Annotated in this window: 14 protein-coding genes, 1 tRNA gene and 1 pseudogene; 6 read left to right on the top strand and 10 right to left on the bottom strand. The window is 67.2% G+C overall.

Going from position 1 to position 20,519, the window contains the following annotated elements:
* Positions 1-78: 78 nt before the first annotated feature.
* From ACZK4S_RS04150 to ACZK4S_RS04135, 4 genes are all read right to left on the bottom strand, one after another.
* Complete coding sequence (locus ACZK4S_RS04150) at positions 79-1,056, bottom strand: ribose-phosphate diphosphokinase (RefSeq protein WP_076060027.1); 978 nt, start codon at positions 1,054-1,056, stop codon at positions 79-81.
* 5 nt (positions 1,057-1,061) lie between these two features.
* Positions 1,062-2,540 (bottom strand): bifunctional UDP-N-acetylglucosamine diphosphorylase/glucosamine-1-phosphate N-acetyltransferase GlmU, encoded by a 1,479-nt coding sequence (glmU, locus tag ACZK4S_RS04145; protein ID WP_463643462.1) that lies wholly within the window; start codon positions 2,538-2,540, stop codon positions 1,062-1,064.
* A 125-nt stretch (positions 2,541-2,665) separates the two neighbouring features.
* On the bottom strand, positions 2,666-6,037 hold the full coding sequence (locus ACZK4S_RS04140; protein WP_463643461.1) for a phosphodiester glycosidase family protein: 3,372 nt from the start codon (positions 6,035-6,037) through the stop codon (positions 2,666-2,668).
* Between the two features lie 198 nt (positions 6,038-6,235).
* The gene (locus ACZK4S_RS04135) at positions 6,236-7,039 is read right to left on the bottom strand and encodes an HAD-IIA family hydrolase (RefSeq protein ID WP_463643460.1); all 804 of its coding nucleotides are present in this window, start codon (positions 7,037-7,039) and stop codon (positions 6,236-6,238) included.
* A gap of 155 nt (positions 7,040-7,194) precedes the next feature.
* Here ACZK4S_RS04135 and ACZK4S_RS04130 point away from each other — a divergent pair, with 155 nt between their 5' ends.
* Both ACZK4S_RS04130 and ACZK4S_RS04125 read left to right on the top strand, forming a co-directional pair.
* Positions 7,195-8,301: a ScyD/ScyE family protein gene (locus ACZK4S_RS04130; protein ID WP_463643459.1), complete on the top strand. Its 1,107-nt coding sequence runs from the start codon at positions 7,195-7,197 to the stop codon at positions 8,299-8,301.
* 437 nt (positions 8,302-8,738) lie between these two features.
* The gene (locus tag ACZK4S_RS04125) at positions 8,739-10,145 is read left to right on the top strand and encodes a recombinase family protein (RefSeq protein WP_463643458.1); all 1,407 of its coding nucleotides are present in this window, start codon (positions 8,739-8,741) and stop codon (positions 10,143-10,145) included.
* A gap of 185 nt (positions 10,146-10,330) precedes the next feature.
* Here ACZK4S_RS04125 and ACZK4S_RS04120 read toward each other — a convergent pair whose 3' ends face one another.
* Positions 10,331-11,101 (bottom strand): rolling circle replication-associated protein, encoded by a 771-nt coding sequence (locus ACZK4S_RS04120; protein ID WP_463643825.1) that lies wholly within the window; start codon positions 11,099-11,101, stop codon positions 10,331-10,333.
* 1,184 nt (positions 11,102-12,285) lie between these two features.
* Complete coding sequence (locus tag ACZK4S_RS04115) at positions 12,286-13,683, bottom strand: HNH endonuclease (protein ID WP_463643457.1); 1,398 nt, start codon at positions 13,681-13,683, stop codon at positions 12,286-12,288.
* Positions 13,684-13,843: 160 nt separating this feature from the next.
* Between ACZK4S_RS04115 and ACZK4S_RS04110 the strand changes: the two genes are divergently transcribed.
* The gene (locus tag ACZK4S_RS04110) at positions 13,844-14,110 is read left to right on the top strand and encodes a hypothetical protein (RefSeq protein ID WP_463643456.1); all 267 of its coding nucleotides are present in this window, start codon (positions 13,844-13,846) and stop codon (positions 14,108-14,110) included.
* A 65-nt stretch (positions 14,111-14,175) separates the two neighbouring features.
* Here the strand turns inward: ACZK4S_RS04110 and ACZK4S_RS04105 are convergent.
* Positions 14,176-14,508, bottom strand: a pseudogene (locus tag ACZK4S_RS04105) (DUF427 domain-containing protein); the annotation flags it as partial.
* A gap of 135 nt (positions 14,509-14,643) precedes the next feature.
* On the opposite strand from ACZK4S_RS04105, the gene heR reads away from it, so the two are divergent.
* Entirely contained in the window at positions 14,644-15,408 is a 765-nt protein-coding gene (gene heR / locus ACZK4S_RS04100; RefSeq protein ID WP_463643455.1) for a heliorhodopsin HeR, read from the top strand.
* A gap of 293 nt (positions 15,409-15,701) precedes the next feature.
* Here the strand turns inward: heR and ACZK4S_RS04095 are convergent, their stop codons facing one another.
* The gene (locus tag ACZK4S_RS04095) at positions 15,702-17,369 is read right to left on the bottom strand and encodes a beta-sandwich domain-containing protein (protein WP_158069044.1); all 1,668 of its coding nucleotides are present in this window, start codon (positions 17,367-17,369) and stop codon (positions 15,702-15,704) included.
* A 12-nt stretch (positions 17,370-17,381) separates the two neighbouring features.
* Positions 17,382-18,809: a Gfo/Idh/MocA family protein gene (locus ACZK4S_RS04090; RefSeq protein WP_076060067.1), complete on the bottom strand. Its 1,428-nt coding sequence runs from the start codon at positions 18,807-18,809 to the stop codon at positions 17,382-17,384.
* Positions 18,810-19,061: 252 nt separating this feature from the next.
* On the opposite strand from ACZK4S_RS04090, the gene ACZK4S_RS04085 reads away from it, so the two are divergent.
* Positions 19,062-19,574 (top strand): flavin reductase family protein, encoded by a 513-nt coding sequence (locus ACZK4S_RS04085; protein ID WP_076060070.1) that lies wholly within the window; start codon positions 19,062-19,064, stop codon positions 19,572-19,574.
* A gap of 62 nt (positions 19,575-19,636) precedes the next feature.
* Here the strand turns inward: ACZK4S_RS04085 and ACZK4S_RS04080 are convergent.
* Positions 19,637-19,715: transfer RNA gene (locus ACZK4S_RS04080), tRNA-Gln, on the bottom strand.
* A gap of 136 nt (positions 19,716-19,851) precedes the next feature.
* Here ACZK4S_RS04080 and ACZK4S_RS04075 point away from each other — a divergent pair.
* Positions 19,852-20,415 carry a DNA-3-methyladenine glycosylase I gene (locus ACZK4S_RS04075; RefSeq protein ID WP_076060072.1) on the top strand — a complete coding sequence of 188 codons (564 nt, stop codon included), beginning with the start codon at positions 19,852-19,854 and terminating at the stop codon, positions 20,413-20,415.
* The last annotated feature ends 104 nt before the right edge of the window (positions 20,416-20,519 follow it).

Here is a 20,519-nt window from a genome sequence, read left to right as displayed (position 1 = left end):
GACGTACCCTCCGCAACGTGAAGGGGGCCGGTGTGGATCATCCACACCGGCCCCCTTCTCACGGAACGGGCGGAAACCTCAGGCCTGGCCACCGAAGAGCGATGTGACGGAGCCGTCGAGGAACACCGCGTCGATCGCCTTGGCGATCAGCGGGGCGATGGACAGCACAGTGAGGTTCGCGATGGGCTCCGGCGTGCGGAGTGGCAGCGTGTTGGTCACGATGATCTCGTCGATGCCCGAGGCGTTGAGGCGCTGGGCCGCGGGGCCGGAGAACACGGCGTGCGTGGCCGCCGCGATGACCTGCTTGGCACCGCGTTCCTTCAGCGCCTGGGCAGCTTGTGCGATGGTGCCAGCGGTGTCGATCATGTCGTCCACGAGGAGGCAGATCTTGCCTTCCACGTCGCCGACGACCTCGTGCACGGCGACGGTGTTGGCCTTGTTGGGGTCGCGGCGCTTGTGGATGATAGCCAGCGAGCAACCGAGGTAGTCGGTCCACAGGTCAGCCAGGCGGACGCGGCCGGCGTCGGGAGACACGATGGCCATCTCGGAGGTGTCGTACTTCTCCTGGACGTACTCGCTGAGCACGGGCAGGCCCCAGAGGTGGTCCACCGGGCCGTCGAAGAAGCCCTGGATCTGGGCGGCGTGCAGGTCCACCGACATGATGCGGTCCGCGCCTGCGGCCTTGTACAGGTCTGCCACGAGGCGCGCGGAGATGGGCTCGCGGCCCAGGTGCTTCTTGTCCTGGCGGGCGTAGGGGTAGAACGGGGCCACCACGGTGATGCGCTTGGCCGAGGCCCGCTTGAGCGCGTCCACCATGATGAGCTGCTCCATGATCCACTCGTTGACCGGAGCGGTGTGCGACTGGATGACGAACGCGTCGCAGCCACGGACGGACTCTTCGAACCGGACGTAGATCTCGGAGTTGGCGTAGGTCAGAGCGCGGGTTGGCACCAGCGGGCAGCCCATCAGGTTCGCCACCTCCTCAGCGAGCTCGGGGTAGGCGCGCCCGCTGAACAGCATCAGGTGCTTGTCGTTCTTGGCGATCTGGTGGGACATGTGGCTCAGGCCTTCTTTTCTCGGGACTCGATCACTGCCGGATGGATGGTGCCGTCGCTTTCAGCCGCTGCTGCGGCCTGCTTGGAATCCGGACGACCGCGGGTCATCCAGCCCTCGACGTTGCGTTGCCTCCCCCGGGCCACGCCCAACGCACCCGCAGGCACGTCGTCCGTGATCGTAGACCCAGCGGCCACCAGCGCGCCAGCGCCGACGTCGACGGGTGCCACCAGGACGGAGTTCGATCCGACGAAGGCGGCCTTGCCGACGTGGGTGGTGGACTTGTGGACGCCGTCGTAGTTGGCGAAGATCGTGCCGGCCCCGATGTTGGCCCCTTCGTCCACGATGGCGTCGCCCACGTAGGACAGGTGCGGGATCTTGGTACCCGCCCCGATCTGCGCGTTCTTCGTCTCGACGAAGCTGCCGATCTTGCCGTCGTCGCCCAGGATCGTGCCCGGCCGGAGGTAGGCGAAGGGCCCCACTGTGGCGCCCTCACCGATCACGGCGAACGATCCGTGCGTGCGGATCACCTCCGCGCCGGGGCCCACCTCGACGTCCATCAGGCTGCTGTCGGGGCCGATGACGGCGCCCTCGCCGATGGTGGTGGCACCCATCAGGATGACGCCGGGGTGGAGCAGCACGTCGGGCGCGAGGTCCACGTCGACGTCGATGAAGGTGGACGCCGGGTCGATCATCGTGACGCCCTTGAGCATCCACGAATCCCGGATGCGGCGCTGCATCTCCTGGTTGATGCGGGCCAGCTGGATCCGGTCGTTGACGCCCTCGGTCTGCCAGACGTCGTCGACGAGGTGGGCGCCGACCCTCTGCGACCGCTCGTGACAGAACTTCACGACGTCCGTGAGGTAGCGCTCGCCCTGGTCGTTGTCGGTCTTGAGCGATGCCAGGCCCTCGCGGAGGCTGGCCGCGTCGAAGACGTAGATACCGGAGTTGATCTCCGTGATGGCGCGCTGTTCCTCCGTGGCGTCACGGTCCTCGACGATGCCGGCGACCTCGTCGTCCTCGCGGATGATGCGGCCGTAGCCCGTGGGATCCTCGACGCGCGAGGTCATGACGGTGACGGCGTTGCGGCGGCCGCGGTGGACCGCGACGAGTTGCCGCAGCGTCTCGCCGGCCAGCATCGGCACGTCGGCGTAGGTGACGACGATGTCGCCCTCGATGTCGCCGAGGCCGGCGAGCCCGCACTCCACGGCGTGCCCGGTGCCGAGCTGTTCCTCCTGGACGGCGGTGGTGAGCTGCTCGGACAGCTGCTCCAGATGGGCCACCACCTCTTCGCGCTGATGCCCGACGACCACGACGAGTCGCTCCGGGTCCAGCGCGGCCGCGGCCGACACCGCGAAGCTCAGCATGGGCTTGCCGGCCACTTCGTGGAGGAGTTTGGAGGTTTTGGACTTCATGCGCGTCCCGCCACCCGCGGCGAGCACGATGACCGCCGCGACCTGCGCGAGCTCGTTGTCAGTGTTGGACACCAGAAATTCCCTTCGACGACGGCCAGGGGGCTCACCCCAGAAACTACCAGCCCGAACGCAGGGCACGACACGAAACGACGGGGGCTCCGCGGTGATCCGCGGAGCCCCCGACCGGGTATGGACGCTCAGGAGGCCACGATGGTGGCTTCCGTCGTCGTGCCGTTGACCGTCACCGAAACGGTGTGCGTTCCGGCCACGAGTACCACGAGCCGGCCGGTGGCGGGATCGAACTCCACTCCTTCCGAAACGGTCCAGTCAGCCGCCACCGGGTACTGCACCGGCACCCGGCGGTTCTCCTGGACCACCTCGGCGGTGACCTCGACGGCCGCCCCGACGGCGACCGTCTCTGGGGCGCTCACCTCCAGTCGGTCGACGTGCGGGCGGAACTCCGCCGACATCCACTGTCGGGGCTCCTCCCAACGGCGCTCGTCCAGCGGCTGCGGCTCGGCGGCGGGATCGATACCCACCAGCGTCCAGCCGGTGAAACCGCCCCAGGCCGGGTCACCCGAGGGCCCCTTGCCCGCGTTGCCGTTGATGAGCTGGAGCACGCCGTCGGTGCTGGAGGCGTGGAAGACGCCCACGCCCGCCGCCTGCAGGGCGACGCCCTTGCCGGACGTCAGGGCGAAGTCGGCGAGCCAGTCGGCCAGCATCGTGGCCTCCTTCGGGTCGCTGAGCGCCGAGCCGCCCGTCGCGGAGGGGTCGGTCATCGGGTGGTGCTGGACCACGACGACGTTGCGCACCGCTTCGTTGGTGGCGGCGGCGTCGAGCTGGGCCTTGAGGTCCACGATCTGGTCGAAGCCGCCCGAGCGCAGGGTGTAGCCCGGCGTCGAACGGAAGATGAAGCGCGTGCCCTTGTGGTCGAAGGTGTGGCTGGGTTCGCCGAAGACCTTGATCCACTCGGTCAGGCTGGAGGGGCCTGCGTACTCGTGGTTGCCCGGGGCGTAGTGCACCGGGACCCGGCCGGCCACCTCCTCGTCGATGACCCGCTTGGCCAGCGCGATGTCCCTTGCGAAGCCGCGGTCCACCCAGTCGCCCGCGATGACGATGAACTCGGGGTTCGCGGCCAGCGCCTCACGAAGGGTGCGCCGGGCCTGGGCCACGACGTCGGAGGTGGGGTTGTCGGCGGTGAACTGGGCGTCGGAGACGACGGCGTAGCGCCAGAAGCTCTCAGGCACCGAGCCGTCGGTGACGAGGACCGGGGTGGTCTCCCGCGGGATGGTGAGCGCCGGGAGATCGGGGGCGGAGCGGACGGTGAGGTCGTCGATCAGCACGCGCCCGGAGTACTGCATCGCGGGGTTCGTCTCCACGAGGTAGAGGCGGAAGAAGCGCAGCGGCATGTTGAGGCCCGCCGGCACGTCGGCCTCCACGTAGCGCCAGCCCGTCCAGTCCACCTTGGAGGCGATGTTGATGGTCTTGGCCGAGCCGCCGGTCGCCTCGTAGACGTTGGCGCGGAGCCATGCCCCCTTGCCGTCGCCGTGGACCCACGCGCCGATCTTCTGCGGGGTGCCGCTGAGCGTGATGGTGGGGTTGATGCCCAGGTAGGCGGCGCGCGTGGCGGTGGTGCCGGTGAGCGAGTAGTCGAGGGCGATGGCGTTGCCGCCGTCGCGACCCTGACCCACTGCGAGGGAGGCCGAGGCACCCACCGCTGCGGGGAACTTGGTGGCGGACCAGCCGGTCATGGAGTCCATGGTGTCGACGACGGTGCTGGCCAGGCCGATGCTGGCGGCGAGCTCGGTCTGGATGCCGGCTGCGGCCACCTTGATGAGGGCCGAGCCGGATTCAACCTTGGGCGTGACGACGAAGTGGTCCCCCTCCGCGGTGATGGAGATCAGGGCCGAGTCGTAGTCGAGCTGGACGTCGCGCGGCTCGATCCAGGTGGTGAAGCCCCGCTCGTCATGACCGAAGACCTGGAAAGTGTCCCGGGCCTCGATGGAGGCGAAACGGACCTGCGGGGTGCTGGTGGAGATGCGCACGGGCCGGCCGAGCACGAGGATCTCCTGCCTGCTCACGTCCTGGCCCCGGCCGACGACGAGTTCGGTGGTGCCGGCGGCGCGGCCGGTGAGCACGACGGTGTCGGCCGAGTCGGTGGCGCCCACGCGGGCGTTCTCACCGAGCACGGTGAACTTCGGTGCGGCATCGACGGGCGCGTAGGTCTCGTCGAACGCCTGCGCGGTGACGACGCGGCTGAGCCCGGTGAAGATGTGCAGGTCCTTCGAGGCGTCCGCGTCGGCCGACTGCATCAGAGAGTTGGTGGCGACCACGGAGTAACCCCTGGCCTGGCCGGAGCCGTCGTCGGTGGGGAAGATCCCGAGCGAGTTGGCAGTGTGGCGCTCGCCGCCGTCGGACGGTGCCGAGCGGATGGTGGCCGCGTCCTGGCCCGCGAGGCGGGCGTTCAGCTGGGAGGAGCCGCCGCCGTCGAGGTTGAGGACGTGGTGGAAGCCCTTGCTGAGGAAGAAGTCTGCGGTCTCCACCTCGGTCATGCCGCGGGAGTTGGCCTGGCGGCCGTCCACGGTCATGAGCGCCATCCGGCTGCCGTCGCGGGTCAGCGCCAGCACGGTGCGGGGGTGGAGGTCCGTGGTGTTGCCGGTCACAACCTCGCCGTCAATGGCCACGGGGAAGAAGCCGTTGATGGCGGCAGCGATGTCGTCGGAGTCGCGCATGGCGTACTCGACGTCGACGCTCTCGCCGACGGTGAACTCGGCCAGCTTCGTGGCACCGCCGTCGCGGGAGATGAGGACCTGCTCGTTGTCGGCCAGCTGCGCGGCGTCGACGGTGGGTCCGGACGAGACGACCACGCCGTCGCGCAGCAGCACCTGCCAGGGGGTGGCCCCGGAATCCAGGGTGCGGGAGACGGCCACGTCGCCCCACTCGGGCGTGAACAGGCCGATGGTGCCGGCCGATACGTGCGGTGCGTTGAGGTAGTCGACGCGGAAGGTGTGTTCGCCGTCGGTGGCGCTGGCCTCGAGGAAGAGCTGCGCGACCCGGGCCAGGCCGTCCTTGCCGATGACCGCGCTGGGGCCGCGCCGCTGCGCGGTGCCTTCGGCGTAGCCGGAGACGACCTCGCCGTCGCGGCGGATCCCGAGCCCGACGGGCGCGCCGGTGTCATTGATGTCGAAACCGTCACCGTTGACGCCGGCGATGGCCCCGGCATTGGTCAGCTGGCGGCTCAGCGTGTCCGTCTTGGCCACCTTGCCGGAGTTCACGTAGTCGAGGTGGAAACCGTCGCTGGTCAGGTCGAGCGTGAGCAGGTCGCCGCGGACCCAGCCGTTGGGTTCGTACCGGTCGAACGACGTGTAGTGCACGCCGGGCGCGATCGCCGCGTCCTCGCGGTTGGTCAGCAGGGTGCCTTCGGGGGCGAGTTGCACGTTCGGGATGACGATGGGGGAATCGTCGCGGAATGCGGTTGGCTCGGCCTGCGCCGGGGTGATCAGCGAGAGGCTGATCAGCGACGCGGCTGTCGCGAGCGCGCACACAGAGCGGGTGGACAGGATTGGCATGGGGGCTCCTGGAGGTGGGAAATGTCCTGCCTTACTGACTAATCCACCAGCGCCAACAACGGGTTTCGCCCAGATGGACGGCAGATGTCCGGACGATGAATCCGCACCCACGGGCCCCTAAAGGTCTAGCATCACTGCGCCGCCTACCGCGGGCTGCGACCCCGGCTCAGATTCCTCACGTTGTCGTGAGGCACGAGGTCATCCCTCCTCGTGGACAGGGCCGCGAAAGTCCCTGACCAGCTCATGCACCCCGTCGAGTACCTCGACGGGACGGAAGGGCCGGATCTTCAGGCTCTCCCGGGTCTCGATTCCCGTCAGCACCAGCACCGTGTGCAGCCCGGCTTCCATGCCGGCAACGATGTCGGTGTCCATCCGGTCGCCGATCATGCCCGTCTCCTCCGAGTGGGCGCCGATCTTGTTCAGCGCCGACCGGAACATCATGGGGTTCGGCTTGCCGACGACATAAGGTTTCAGGCCGGTGGCTTCGGTCATCAGAGCCGCGATGGCGCCGGTGGCCGGAATGATGCCATCCGGGCTCGGACCCGTGGCGTCCGGATTGGTGACCACGAAGCGGGCACCGGCCGCGATCAGCCGGATGGCGGTGGTCACCTGCTCGAAGGAGTAGGTGCGCGTCTCCCCCACGATCACGAAATCCGGGTTTCGGTCCGTCATGATGAAGCCGCGCTCGTGCAGAGCTGTGATGATGCCCGCTTCGCCGATGACGTAGGCGGAGCCACCGGGCTTCTGCTGGGACACGAAATCAGCTGTCGCCAGCGCGGACGTCCACAGTCGCTCCTCGGGAACGTCCAGGCCGGAGGCACGGAGGCGGGCCGCGAGGTCGCGGGGCGTGAAGATCGAGTTGTTGGTGAGGACGAGGAATTCGGTGCCGTCGGCCTTCCACTGCTCGATGAGTTCGACGGCTCCGGGCAGCGCGACGTTCTCGTGCACCAGCACGCCGTCCATGTCCGTCAGCCAGCTCTTGATGTCTTTACGCTCTCGCATATCTGAACCCTAGCGAAGCGCGACGACCGGCCGCGTGGATCATGGTCAGCGCAGTTTCCCAGGCATGAAAACTATTGACATGACTCACGCCTCAGATGAGGCTGGCCCTTATGCGACCGGCCACGTCGGCCGGCTCTGCGTCCAAAGGGGATCTCATGAAGTTCCGCAGCGTCGCTCTAGCCTCTGCCACCCTCCTCGCGCTCGTGCCGGCGGGCATGTCCCAGGCAGCACCGCCCGACCCAGGCCCCACCGTCCTGCAGGACGGGCTCATCACTCCACTCCACCTCGCCGTGGGCCCGGGCGGCACTGTGGCCATCTCACAGTCGTTCGCCGGGATGCTGACAACTGTCAGCAAGGGCGAGTCCACCACCGTGTACTCCTCCCCCGGATGGGAGGTGGGCGGTGCGGACTATCGCGGCAGCACCTTGTACTTCCTGGAGAGCGTGGGCGCAGGCCCATTCGACCCGAGCCCCATGGTGGGCACCCTGAAGGCCATCGATGCGGCGGGCAATGTGACCACCATCACGGACCAGATCGCGCAGTATGAGATAGACAACAACCTCGATGCGGACGTTCAATACGGCTTGTCCCCTGCCGACGCGGTGGCCAATCCCGACTGTGTCGCCGAGCTGGGAGTGGTTGGATTCCCCGCCAGTTACACCGGCGCTGACGTCGAAGTGGACTCCCACGCCTACTCGCTCGCAGTGCGCGGCAACACCGCCTACGTGGCCGACGCCGGCGCGAATGCCGTCCTGGACATCAACCTGAAGACCGGCAGCATCAGCACCGTGGCAGTCCTTCCCCCACAGCCCGCGGAGATCACGGCCGAAGCGGCGGAGATGCTGGGAGTGCCGTCCTGCGCCGGCCTCGAGTACGCCTTCGAAGCGGTGCCGACTGATCTTGAGTTCGGGCCCGACGGCATGCTGTACGTCGGCCTGCTTCCCGGTGGACCTGAAGACCCGAGCCTGGGCGCCCGCGGTTCGGTGCATCGCATTGACGTCGCCAGTGGCCACCACGAGCTCTACGTCGACGGCCTCATGACCCCCACAGGTCTGGCTTTCGACGGCGACGGCAACCTGTACATCGCGTCCCTGTTCGGCGAGGGCATCTACAAGGTCGATGCCGATACCCGGGCTGTGAGCCTCTACGAGGCGCTCCCGATGGCGGTTGACGTAGAAGTCGAGGGCTCGACGCTCTACGCCACCACCAAGGCCCTCTTCGATCCGCCGCAGGGCGAACTGATTTCGATGCGGTTGCGTTGATCAGCGGTTGCGTGGATCGCCGTCATCGTCGACGGAAGGAGAGGCCGGTTCCCACAGGGAGCCGGCCTCTCGGCCGGACGGTGACCCGTGCTGGCGCGGTGCCGCTTGGCGCAGAACCATTCCCGCCGTCCGCGTGCCAGATCGTCGCGCTGCGTTCGAGGAGTTCATCCAGGCCGTAGTTGGTTCCGTCTGCCTCGGGTGGGCAGGGTGATGCCTTGGCGGAGGCCACGAGTTCGCGCAGCAGGTGTCTTCGGTGTTGCCTGGGCCTGCGGGCGGGGTCGATGTGTCTGGGTGGGGTGAACCATGGCCTTCCGGTGGCCGGATCCAGGTGGACCTGCCACTGCGACTCGGCTGACTGTTGAGGGTCTGGCTCCACCAGCCGGTGGTGGTGCGGACACAACAGCACCGCGTTGCATGTGAGTTGCTAGTCTGCCCTTATGGGGAAGCAGGTAGCGGCGGCAGCGATCTACGCGAGGATCAGTCAGGACCAGGACGGTACGGGGTTGGGGGTGGAACGCCAGCGGATCGACTGTCAGGAGTTGGCGGACCGGTTGGGGTGGCCGGTGGCGGAGGTGTACACCGACAATGACATTTCCGCGCACAGCGGGAAGAAGCGTCCTGCTTATCGGCGCATGGTTGAGGACATTCGGGCCGGGCGCCGTGACGCGGTGGTGATCTATCACATGGACCGGTTGACCAGGCGGCCGATTGAGTTGGAGGAGTTCGTTGCGTTGTGCCAGGCGACCAGGACACCGGTGAAGTTCGTGGCCGGTGACGCCGACCTGCTCAGTGGTGACGGGCTGATGGTGCTGAGGATTCTGGCCACGGTCGCGGCCAGCGAGTCGGATTCGAAGTCCAGACGGCTCAAGCGCAAGGCCTTGGAGATGGCGGAGAAGGGATTGCCGTCGATGGGCGGCACGAATCGCCCGTTCGGTTATATCGAGGATCGAGTCACCGTGGATCAAGTCGAGGCGGGGGTCATCCGCGACATGGCAGCGCGGTATCTGGCGGGTGAGTCGTGGCGCTCGTTAGCGGATTGGGCGCAGCGCGAGGGCGTCAAGACCCCCACTGGCCGAGACTGGACGTCAACCGGGCTACGGACGATGCTGCTGTCAGCGCGGCTTGCGGGGTTGCGGGCTCACGGCGGGCAGATTGTGGGTCCGGCGGTGTGGGAGGCGATCATCACCCCGGAGCAGCGAGACGCGATGCTGGCCCGCGTCGAGGCAGGCAAGAACAGCGGACGCCGCACGCCCCGCCGCTATGTGCTCTCGGGGATGCTGCGCTGTCACAAGTGCGGAGGGAAACTGTTCGCCGCCGCACGGCAGGACAGGCGCCGCTACGTCTGTCTGCAGGGCCCCGACCATCGGGGCTGCGGTGGATGCATGATCGAAGCCGAGCCGGTCGAGGAACTCGTCTGCCGGGGAGTGCTGGCCCGGCTGGCGAGCCCCACGCTGTTCGACGCGATCGCCGGACGGGCTCGCCCCGAGATCGAGGCCGACGCGATCAGGGCAGGCCTTGCCAGGGACCAGGCCCAGCTGAAGGAGCTTGCCGAGATGCTGGCTAGCGGGGAGATGAGCAGGCAGGAGTGGCGCGCAGCCAGAGATGTCGTCGATCTGCGGGTCAAGACTGCGCAGCGACTGTTGGCGCAGGCCGCCAGGGTCTACGCGTTGGACTACCTCGACTTCAGTAGAACCGACGACTTGGAGACCCAGTTCGCTGAGCTGGACCTATCGCGTCAATCGCAGATCGTGGCCGCGGTTCTGGATCATGCCGTGATCGGACCCGGAACCCCGGGAGCCCGCAGCGTTGATCCGAACCGGGTCACTCCGGTTTGGAGGCTCTGAGACGGCAGGTCGGCCCGCCGATCCCGCGGCAAGCCGCTTCGGTATCGGCGGGGCCGCGCGACCCGTCAACAGCACCACCACATCCGCCACGACGACGGAATCGTTCACCACCACCGGAACCCCTTGCGCCTCACACGACGCAGTCACCCACGCCTCCACGGTCTCCGCCGCGAAGTACCGGCCGGTCATGCCCACTGCACCCACACCGCCGGAGCGCCGCGCCAATCATCGGCTTCATCTGAGGACCACACGCGAGCGATCCGGTTCTCCAACAGCCCACACGCCTGCTCGATCAGTTCATTGCGGGTCGAGCCGGAGAGACGCTCCACCACAGGGTTGAATCCCTGCGCACGGTCGAACCGATGCAGACCCGCCGGACGACCATCCTCCGATTCCCCGAACGACTTCGCGACGTACTTCGACAGATACCCCGCCGCCCGCCGGGCCTGACCCCAGCCACCCGAACCGGCAGGAACACCCGACAACTGCTTGATGTGGACGAACCCGTGACCCCAGGCCTCATCGATAAGGGTCCGGGGGATGAACCGGCCCACCGCGAAATGCAGGTGCAAGCCGTGACCGGACTTGTGCCACTCAGGAACCCACAGATACGGCAGTGGGTCGCCGTCCAGCTCATCCCTCAGACGTCGGAAGAATACGCCGACATGGGCGCGGACCTGACGCGGATCATGGCAGCCCTCACCGCGATACGTGAGGGTCCCGAGCCGCGACAACCGGTTATGCGCGCAGTACCGCCGCACGATCCCCCGAGCGCGCCGGCCAGCCTCCGCAGCAGCCCGCTCCGGATCAGCAGCAGCACCCTTTACCCCAACCGAACGCCGCGCCAGGGACGGCACGAAACAACCACCGGCCTCACCGGCACCGGGATACACATTGAGTACCCACCGAGCCGGGACCGGCTCCATCAAACGAGAAACACCATCGTGCGCAGACACGATCAGCAAGCCCTCCAGGAAGACAACACGGAACGTGCCGACCTCGCTGCAAGGGCAGAAAATCTAGAAAAGCAAAGAGGCCAGCGTCTCCGGGCTTGCCCCAGAGTGGGCCTCTTCAAATCAATGGCTGAGCGGTTTCTCGTCACTGGCCTACCGGTGCGCTCGACCCCTCCAGGCGGGCCACGTGCAAATACCCTCGGTCCTGGAGTGCAACCGACTCGGGTTCGCCAACAAAGATACACCCATGTGATTCGAAGCGGAAGGGCCGGGGCCCGTGGTCGGCGACCGGCCGCCCCCAACCGTCGCTAAAGCGACGGCCGGGGCCCCTAAGCGGCCTCAGGGGGAAGGTGACTGCCGCCAACCACCAGCCCCGGCTCTGCCCAGAACACCGAACGAGTTATGTTGCTAATTCAAGTCAAGTGCCCCATCCGTGGGTCCGCGGCCTAGGAATCTGTTGACGAACCGGCATTCCGAGGTAGTTGGTTCCTATAAAGCATGGTGCAGCAGGCGCCACCTGCACCGATGTGACACCCTTGGCTTCATGTCAGACCCGCAACCAACGTCGCTGAAGTCCGTATTCGTCATCGCTCCTATTGACAAACTCGACGCAAATGGCGCTGATTTTGCCAAGATCTGTCTGGACCGAATCATTAAACCCGCGGCCGCCGAAGCGGGAGGGTTTGCGGTTCCGGAACGAGCGGACGAGCACCACAGTCCTGGCTCAATCACAGGCAAGGTTGTGACCTCGATCATTGACGCCGACGTGTGCGTCGCGGATCTCACTGGCCGTAACCCCAATGTCATGTATGAGGTAGCCATTGCCCACGCAGCAGGCAAGCCGGTGATCCTCATGCAACAAGAACCAGGGGGCCCCCCGTTCGACTTCGCCGATGACAGGGTGATTCGCTACGGCCTTCGTGTGGACGAGGCGCACAAAGCACATGCGGAACTGGTGAAACATTTCCAGAACGCAGATGGCGACCAAACTGACGACAGGCTAGCTAGAACCATGAACCCCGTGAGGATCCTGTTCGGCCAACTCAAGACCACCGCTGAGGCGACTGAACCAGAGAGAGCGGTTATCGCTGAGCTGTCCGAAATGGGAAAGCAGTTACGGGACTTGCAGGAGTCGGTCCGGACACTGACAGATCCAGGCAAAGTCGCAGCCGCCAGCCCGAAATCTCTCAAGGGAGGCGGGATGACGGAGTCAATGTACTTCGACTACCTCGGTCGCCGCGCCGAGACACTCTTGCCGGGCGAAATCGCCGAACGAATAGCGGAGGCGGTGGAACGTCGATCCACCTCGGATCGCGCGGCGCTCTTCGAGTTGGGCAAAGTGATGAGTCACCTCCAGCACCCCTCCAGTGCCCGCTCTCCAGAGAGTCTATATGCACGCATTGCAGAGATTGTGGACGGGCTGGGGGCCGACTAACTCCCTGGTTTCGGAGGGCAGCCTTACAACTAGCCATGTTGCCCAGGCAGGTCTTCCCGCCAGCCCACCAGGGGACGATGTGGTGCGCCTCACATGAGGCTGGCCTGGCGGTGCAGTGGGGGAACGCGCAGCCCCCGTCACGGAGAACCAGGGCGGCGCGGATGGCGGGGGTGAACAACCGACGCTCGCGGCCGACGTCCAACGGCTGGGAGCTGGTGCCGAGCACCATCGGGATCACGCCCGCGTCGCAGGAGAGGCGACGGGCCTCGCCAGCGGTGAGGCCGTCGACGTCGAGGCCCGGAAACCCGACCGTCCCGAGGCCGGAGGCCAGGGTGTCGAGTTTCATGGTGATGTAGACCCGCGGCCGGTCCCCGCCATGAGCCGGAAGCTCGCCGGACGCGCCCGCGGCCTGGACGAGCAGCACCAGCGCGTCGGCGCGGCGAACATCCGGCCCCGGCGTCTCGCCCGCGTCCACGTACGAGGAGGCCGACGGCAGCAACGCCTCCAGCTGCGCCGCCAACAACGCGGCATCCGCCACCGGCAGCAGGCCGGTGATCCGGATCGAGCCGTGGTAGTCCGGCGAAAGGCGCAGGAACCTGCCTCGCCGCGCGGCCCGCTCCTCGGCCGCCAGGCGTTTCGCCTCGTCGGCGTCGGCAAGGTCAGGATCGATCACCTCGACCAGCCGCGACGCCAACTCCCGCAACTCGGCCGGGCCCAGGGTGTCCACATGCTCAAGAACCGACCTCTGGCACTCCACCAGATCTGCCTGCGTCAACCGGCCGGGTAGCTTCCGGAGCCCGGAGACGATCGCCTCGGCCTGCGCCAAGGAGATCTCCCCGTCGTTCAAGGCTCCGGCGATCAGCGGGAACCGCTCCCCGAGATCCAGCGCCAGTTTCAGCGACGCGGTGGCCTGCGCCGTGGTGGTGCGCACCGACTGCTTCACCCCATCCACCGTCGCGTCGTCGGCGGCGAGCCGGGCCTCATGGAGCAGGTGCAGTTCCAGGCCGGCTAACTGCGCCTTCGCCTGTGCCACCTGATCAACCAGGCTCAACCGCCTGGTAGAAGACACCACGGGGTCAGCACTCAGGGCGGCAGCGGCGTGCCAGAGCGCGGCGATGCCCTGCTGCACCAGATCCCCCACGCCGCTCATGTGAGCTATTATAAAAGAGCATAGGGTCAATATCGGAGCGTTCGGTCAGAATCTCTGCGCCCTATCCACGCCGGTCCGGCCGCCGCCGAACCGCCGGGGGCCGCACGTCCACAGCCGTGAGCCATTGCTCCCGGCATGCCGGGATGCCTACGATGCGCGCATGAGCGCCATGGCGGAGTCCTTCAACAGGTCGAGGTTCGGCAGGTGGGTCAACAGCCCCAGCGGCCGCGTTTTCAGGGTGGTCGCCGGCGCTGCTTTCCTGGCCGCCGGCCTTGCGGGCCGCGGAAGTGCGCTCGGCCTGGCATCGATCGCCTGGAGCGCCCTCCCTCTCACCGCCGGGCTCTTCGACATCTGCTACATCAGCGCCGCCGCCGGTGGGCCGCTGCGCGGCGGTCAGTGCCGCGCAGCCTCGTCGGCCCCCACATAGGCGTTGTCGGGCGCCTGATTCATCCGGCACCGGCGCAGCAGCCGCGTTCGTCCTGGTCCGCTGTCTCACCACCCACTGGATCCAGGAAGTCCCTTGAACGGCCCGCTCACCGTCGAGGTGATCCACCCCCCGTAGAACCCACCGGGTTGCGGGGTGACCCTCTCGCCGTCGACGAGGCACGCGTCCATCGGCCCGGCGTATAGCGCCACGTGATCCAGGAGTGGGGCGAAGGGCTCGGCTGGCGACGGGTAGAACCATGCCACCGCCGGCGCGACACTGCCACCACCGTGCACGTCCAGGTAGCGTGCCGATCCCTTCCACTCGCAGAAGGACCCGCCGGGCGCGGCCCGCAACGCGCCCTCCGCAAAACTCGCTTGTGGCAGGTAATAGGTGGGCGGATGGCTAGTCTCCGCTGGTCACGTCGGGGCTGCCCCATGGGTCGACGATGGCCTCCGTCACCCCCGCAAGAGCGGTGCGGATCGAGAAATTGCGTGGATCGCCCCAGCGGGAGAGGCTGCAGCTAAATTGTCAAAATGAGGTCACGCGAGATCACGACATCGGAGCAGGGCAGACTCCGTACCCTGAACCTGGGGGCTGCGGGGCTCCATCTGGCTCAGGCGATAGCGGTGCTGATTCTGGCCACGGACTTCGCGCTGCCGATCACGGCCTCCTACCTGGCGGGGCCGCCCGGAACGCCGCCCGGCCCCGCGACGGTGCTGGCGGATCTACCCACGGGCCTCGCAGTCGCCGGCTTCCTGTTCCTCTCGTTCCTGGCGCATCTCATCGTCGGCACCGTGTGGTTCCGAAGCTATGTCAGGGATCTGTCCCGCCAGATCAATCGCGCCCGCTGGGTGGAGTACTCCTTCTCGTCCACCCTCATGATCGTCGTCATCTCACAGTTGGTGGGGATCACTGACGTCTCCGCGCTCATCGGGATCGCCGGGGCGAACGTCTCAATGATCTTGTTCGGATGGCTGCAGGAAAAGTACGAAGTTGCGGGCACCGGGGGCTTCCTACCCTTCATCTTCGGCTGCATAGCCGGGATAGTCCCCTGGCTGGCGATCCTGTTCTACACCATCGCCCCGGGGTCCGACGCCGAGCCGCCCGGCTTCGTCTACGCCATCGTCGTGTCGCTCTTCCTGTTCTTCAACGTGTTCGGGCTCAACCAGTGGCTGCAGTACCGCGCCAAGGGTCGATGGGCCGACTACCTGTTCGGGGAGCGCAGCTACATCATCCTCAGCCTGGTGGCGAAGTCGCTGCTTGCCTGGCAGGTCTTCGGCGGCACTCTCGCGGGGTGAGCCGGACCTCTCACGGGGAGCGCTGAGCCACGAGGGGGCCGCCACGCGCCCCGTGACAGCTTCCGCTGAGTCCTCTTCGCCATCTGCTACGTCAGCGCCGCAGTCGACGGGCCGCTGCGCGGCGGCCAGTGCCGCGCAGCCTCGGCTCCTGCCCCGTAGGGGATGCTCACCGACCGACCCTGGAGATGCCGAGACCCCTGAAGCCTGGCAGCTTCAGAGGTCTCGACCCGACCGGGTCCCTCGCAAGCTCGGAGGCGGTCGGCTCAACCAGCGGCGGGATCACCCGACGACGGTCAGCGCTTCTCTGGGCCTCCGAACATCACAATGTTGTTGAACACCCACTGGTTCGACTGGCTGAACGCGTAACCACCGCCGGGTTTGGCAGTCGCCGCATACACGGTCGTCATCGTGTACGAGCGACACGCGCCCCGACCGGTCGCGGCGGTGTCGCACTCCGTGCGCCACTGACGACCGGCCGACGAGAACTGACCGTTCTGAGTCGAGCCGAGGTCACCCAGCGGGTTACCCTTCCACGCCTCACGGGTCATGTACGGCAGGTACGTCAAGTTGTTGAAGGCCCAACCCGACTCACGGACGAACTCACCGTTCTCGATCTGAACCACCGTGGCCCAGATCTCAGTGCGGCACCGCTGCGTCTGCGAGTACGACTCACACGACGTCATCCACTGACGACCGTTGATGTTGTGCGTGCCGGCCTTGGTGTACGGCGCCTGCGGCACGAACTTGTCGACGCGGGGAGATGTCGGAGTGGCCGGTGGCGTCGTCGGCTTGGCGGACGGCGACTTCGAGGCCGACGGCGACACCGACGGGCTCGGCGACACCGACGGGCTCGGCGACACCGACGGGCTCGGCGACACCGACGGCGACTCGCTCGGCGTCGGCGACTCGCTCGGCGTCGGCGACTCGCTCGGCGTCGGCGAGGCCGCGGGTCCGACGAAGGCCATGTCGAAGATCCGCAGCGCCGGTGCGTTGGGCAGGAGCACGGACTCGACCGTCTTGGAGGGATCGATGTCGAACGTGCTGAGGTAGATCCCGTAGCGGTACTCCGTGTTGGCCAGGCCGTCTGGCGTGTTGCGTCCGTTCATCGCGAATGCGACCACTTCGTCGAAGGCCGGTGTGGCCGAGAACCAGTTGCCGAAGCCCACCATGCCGGTGGAGCTCGTGCCGTCGGAGTAGTTCACCGTGAACTCCCCGGACACACCCGAGGCACCCAGCCCGCTGCCCAGCACTGCGATCGTGGTGCCGCTGCCCTCGAGGGAGATGGCCTGCCCCCGGCTGGAGACGTTGTCCGGCTGGCCCGGTTCGACGTCGGGCCACGTGAAGGTGGCGCCGCCGACCTCCAGCGCGGCTCCCGGGGTGACCCCGAGCTCTGCCAGCAGTTCGCGGGAGAAGGAGTTTCCTTCGCCGTCGTAGTCGCCGAGCTCGACGGTGTCGAGGGTGGTGGTTCCCACGTTGTTGCGGGCCTCCTCGAGAGTCAGGACCACCAGTTCACCCGAAGGCTGCTGGCGGGTGGCCGTGGACGTCTCGCGGACGCCAGGACTGGTCTCGTAGTTGGCGCTGGCCCTGAACGTGCGGGTGGTGGCGCTGGGCGGGTCGTTGGGGGCGTGGATCTCGGTGGTGAGGACGATCGACTCGTCGGCCGCCAGTTCAGCCTCGACGTGGTGCACCCTCGGGTACAGCGTCCAGTTGATGGGCCCGGTCACCTCGACGGCGATGTCGCTGACGGCCTTGCCGCTGGTATTGGTGAGGGTGACGGCGATGTCGGAGATCACGGGCCCGTCGAGGTTCACGGGTGCGATCGACACTTCGACCGCCAGAACCTCCCCCTGGGCCAGCGAGGGACTGACGACGAACACCCCGAACAGTGCGAGCACCACGGCGGTGACCATGGCGGTGGCCGCCTTGGTTCTGCGCGACGCGGTTCGGAGGGAAGAGATCATTGTCTGCATCGGTCAGGCCCCCGGCATGGTTCCGGGCTGGGAGTCGAGCCCCAGACGCGGGAACTTCCAGTCACCGCGCGTGAAGTCGGGGACGTCCACCGGCTGTCCGCCGAGCGCAAGTGAGGCGGCGCTCAGCGGCACCGGTGAACACCAGGCCGCCGAGTCGTAGACGTCGATGTCGGGGATCCCGCCCGTGCGCATGAGCTGGATGGTGCGCCACTGCATGAGTCCGTCCATGCCCCCGTGGCCGCCCTGGCCGCCGACCTCGGTCCACAGCCAGTGGTCGTACTCGCTGCGGTAGGAGCCGAAATCGCGCCAGCCGTGGTCGGTGTGGTCAGGCTCCATGTAGATCCGGGCGCCGGAGCCACCACCGACGTAGTCCTCCATGAGGCCGCGCGTGCCGGCCAGGCTGTTGATCCGGCTGTACGGACGCGGCGTGGAGACGTCGTGCTCGGCGCGCACGATGCGGCCCATGTCGGTGGTCATCATGCAGGTGATGAGGTCGCCGTTGACGTAGGTCTCGTTCCAGGAGCGATGGTTGCGCGAGACGTAGCGTTCCCGGTAGTCAGCGAGGCCCTTCGCCGGGGTCGCCGTCGCCGACAGCGTCGTGAAACGATCCCCGCGGTTGATGTCCATCGCCGCTGCGATCGGCGCCAGGCCGTGCATCGGGTAGAAGCTGGCGTTGAGCCGGGTGTGCCACAGGCGGCGCCAGTCGTCCGTGTAGTACCCGTCGGCGAACAGCAGGCTCCGCAGGTCGTGGAGGTAACCCCCGTGGCCGTTGTGGACATCGCCGAAGACCCCCTCGTGGGCCATCTTCAGCATCGCCAGCTCGTTGCGGCCGTAGCTGCAGTTCTCCGCCAGCATGAGGTGCTTGCGGGTCTGTTCCGACGTGTCGACCAGGCTCCACAACTCGTCGAGCTCCATGGCGACGGGCAGCTCCACCATCGCATGCGCGCCCGCCAACAGAGCGTCTCGCCCCTGTGCGTAGTGGAATTCCCACGGACTGGCGACGTAGACCAGGTCCAGGTCCATCTCGGCGTACATCTTCTGATAGGAATCCGCCGACCCGCCGTAGGTGGCGGGTCTGGTCCCCGTCTCTGCCTGCAGCGTGTCTGCGGTGCGCTGGGCGCGATCGTCACGGATGTCGCACACCGCAACCACCTGTGCGCCGGGCTGCCGTGCCCATCCGGAGGCCATGCTGTGGCCCCGGTTGCCGAGTCCCACCAGGCCGATCCGGACGGTGCCGAGTTGTTCGAATGGAACCTCCACCATCGATTCCTGGCCGATCGGGCGGGGGCCCCCGACGTTGCTGGGGGCGGCACTGTCCTGCGCGCCCAGATTGGCGTGGGCTGCTACGCCGGCGCCAGCGGCGGCCAGTATCCCCGCGCCGACTCCTCCGGCCAGGAAGCCGCGTCTTGACGCCTTGAATGGATTGGTCACGTCAGGTCTCCTCCTTGATCCTGAGCAGCGGGAAGCCACCCGCTGCGGCAACGACAACCTTGTCGCTCAACAGTCACGACTCCTTCGAGTCGTTCGGTGAACTTAGGCAGGGCAGCGGGTCACCGTGCCGGAAACGGGACTCCTCCAGCGTCATCGCTCAAACTTGTTGCGCGATCAACCACGTGCTCATGTGGAGAAGCCGCGCCTGCGCGGCCAGCATCGGCGGCCGTCCCAGTGGGGAACACTGGAACCATGTCGATCCACAGTGACCATCCGTTCCTGCCACCGCGAGACCGGCGCGACCCGGTTCGCAGGCTCCGCGGCCTGATGCCCTCCCCGGTCACGATCTGGACCAGCGCCGAAGGCACCACCCGCGACGGATGGACCATCTCGTCCGTGCTGGTGGCCGACGGAGAACCCGCTGAACTGGTGGCGCTCGTGGACGAGGACAGCGACTGGTGGGATCTGTTCCGAAGGACTGAGTTGGCCACCGTCAACGTGCTGCGCCAGGGGCAGGGCTGGCTCTCCGACGTGTTCGCCCGGGTGGCGCCGTCACCTGGCGGGCCCTTCCGCACCGGAGAGTGGAGCGACGACGCCCACGGCCCCCGCCTGGTCCACGCTGCGGCCTGGGCCGGTGTACGACTCGTCGACGCGGATCCGGGGCATGCCGGGTGGGGGCTGCTCGTGCGGGCCGTGGTGGAATCCCTCGAGCTACCTGAGTCCGAGATGGAGGCCCTCGAGCATCGCCGGGGCCGCTACCTGTGAGGACGCTCGGACCCGCCCCGTTGGAGCCAGAGGGGGCCTTGCCTTGTCAAGTGCTTTTTCAGCTCCCCGGGCAGGAGTCGAACCTGCTTCGCTAATCCTGATTCAAAGTCAGGCGGGCCCTACCGAAAGACCAACCGGGGATCAGCCTCATCTGAGGCTCCCGAGAGTCTATCAAGCCGACAGCCCGGTTATCCACAGGAGCCAAAGCCATCGAAAATCGGCTGGCGCACCGGCCACAGTGGAGGGGAGACTTGTTCCTGCCACGAAGGAGAACCAGATGGACAAGGTGCGTTGCTTCGGCGCCGATGACCCGTTGTATCAGGCCTACCACGACGACGAGTGGGGCCGCCCCCTCGACCATTCCGACGACGAACGCGAGCTGCTCGAACGGGTCTGCCTCGAAGGTTTCCAGGCCGGTCTGAGCTGGCTGACCGTCCTGCGCAAACGGGACACCTTCCGTGAGGCGTTCGCGGGCTTCGATCCCGCCATCGTCGCTCAATTCACTGAGGACGACGTGGAGGAGCTCATGGCCAACCCGGGCATCATCCGTAACCGTCTGAAGATCCTCGCCACCATCGCCAACGCCCGGGCGCTCAACAAGATGCACGAGGACGGCGAACGCCTGGCGGACCTGATCGCGGAGTACGCGCCGGGGCCGCGGGAGCAGGCACCCCTGACGGGGTTCGACGTGCCGGCCAGCACCGACGAGTCGGTGGCGCTGAGCAAGGAATTGCGCCGGCGCGGATTCCGCTTCGTCGGCCCCACCACGATGTACGCACTCATGCAGGCGATCGGGCACGTGGATGACCACATCAAGGGGTGCTGGCTCGCCCGGGCCTGATCCATCCCGCGTCCCCGGCGGCCGCTCGGACGCAGCGCGTTGTCGCCCGCAGAGATCGGATGGTTGGCGCCCGTCTGAGCGATGGGCCAGACTGGAGGGGTGAC

Source organism: Tessaracoccus zhenghani, from assembly GCF_055326325.1.
The sequence above is the reverse complement of the archived record's forward strand: the minus strand, read 5'-3'. Positions and strand labels throughout refer to the sequence as shown.

What these genes read in the sequence shown, in the direction of transcription:
- ACZK4S_RS04150 (WP_076060027.1), bottom strand. Translation starts at nt 1,056, where the DNA reads ATGTCCCACCAGATCGCCAAGAACGACAAGCACCTGATGCTGTTCAGC.
- ACZK4S_RS04140 (WP_463643461.1), bottom strand. Translation starts at nt 6,037, where the DNA reads ATGCCAATCCTGTCCACCCGCTCTGTGTGCGCGCTCGCGACAGCCGCG.
- ACZK4S_RS04135 (WP_463643460.1), bottom strand. Translation starts at nt 7,039, where the DNA reads ATGCGAGAGCGTAAAGACATCAAGAGCTGGCTGACGGACATGGACGGC.
- ACZK4S_RS04130 (WP_463643459.1), top strand. Translation starts at nt 7,195, where the DNA reads ATGAAGTTCCGCAGCGTCGCTCTAGCCTCTGCCACCCTCCTCGCGCTC.
- ACZK4S_RS04125 (WP_463643458.1), top strand. Translation starts at nt 8,739, where the DNA reads ATGGGGAAGCAGGTAGCGGCGGCAGCGATCTACGCGAGGATCAGTCAG.
- ACZK4S_RS04115 (WP_463643457.1), bottom strand. Translation starts at nt 13,683, where the DNA reads ATGAGCGGCGTGGGGGATCTGGTGCAGCAGGGCATCGCCGCGCTCTGG.
- ACZK4S_RS04110 (WP_463643456.1), top strand. Translation starts at nt 13,844, where the DNA reads ATGAGCGCCATGGCGGAGTCCTTCAACAGGTCGAGGTTCGGCAGGTGG.
- heR (WP_463643455.1), top strand. Translation starts at nt 14,644, where the DNA reads ATGAGGTCACGCGAGATCACGACATCGGAGCAGGGCAGACTCCGTACC.
- ACZK4S_RS04095 (WP_158069044.1), bottom strand. Translation starts at nt 17,369, where the DNA reads ATGATCTCTTCCCTCCGAACCGCGTCGCGCAGAACCAAGGCGGCCACC.
- ACZK4S_RS04085 (WP_076060070.1), top strand. Translation starts at nt 19,062, where the DNA reads ATGTCGATCCACAGTGACCATCCGTTCCTGCCACCGCGAGACCGGCGC.
- ACZK4S_RS04075 (WP_076060072.1), top strand. Translation starts at nt 19,852, where the DNA reads ATGGACAAGGTGCGTTGCTTCGGCGCCGATGACCCGTTGTATCAGGCC.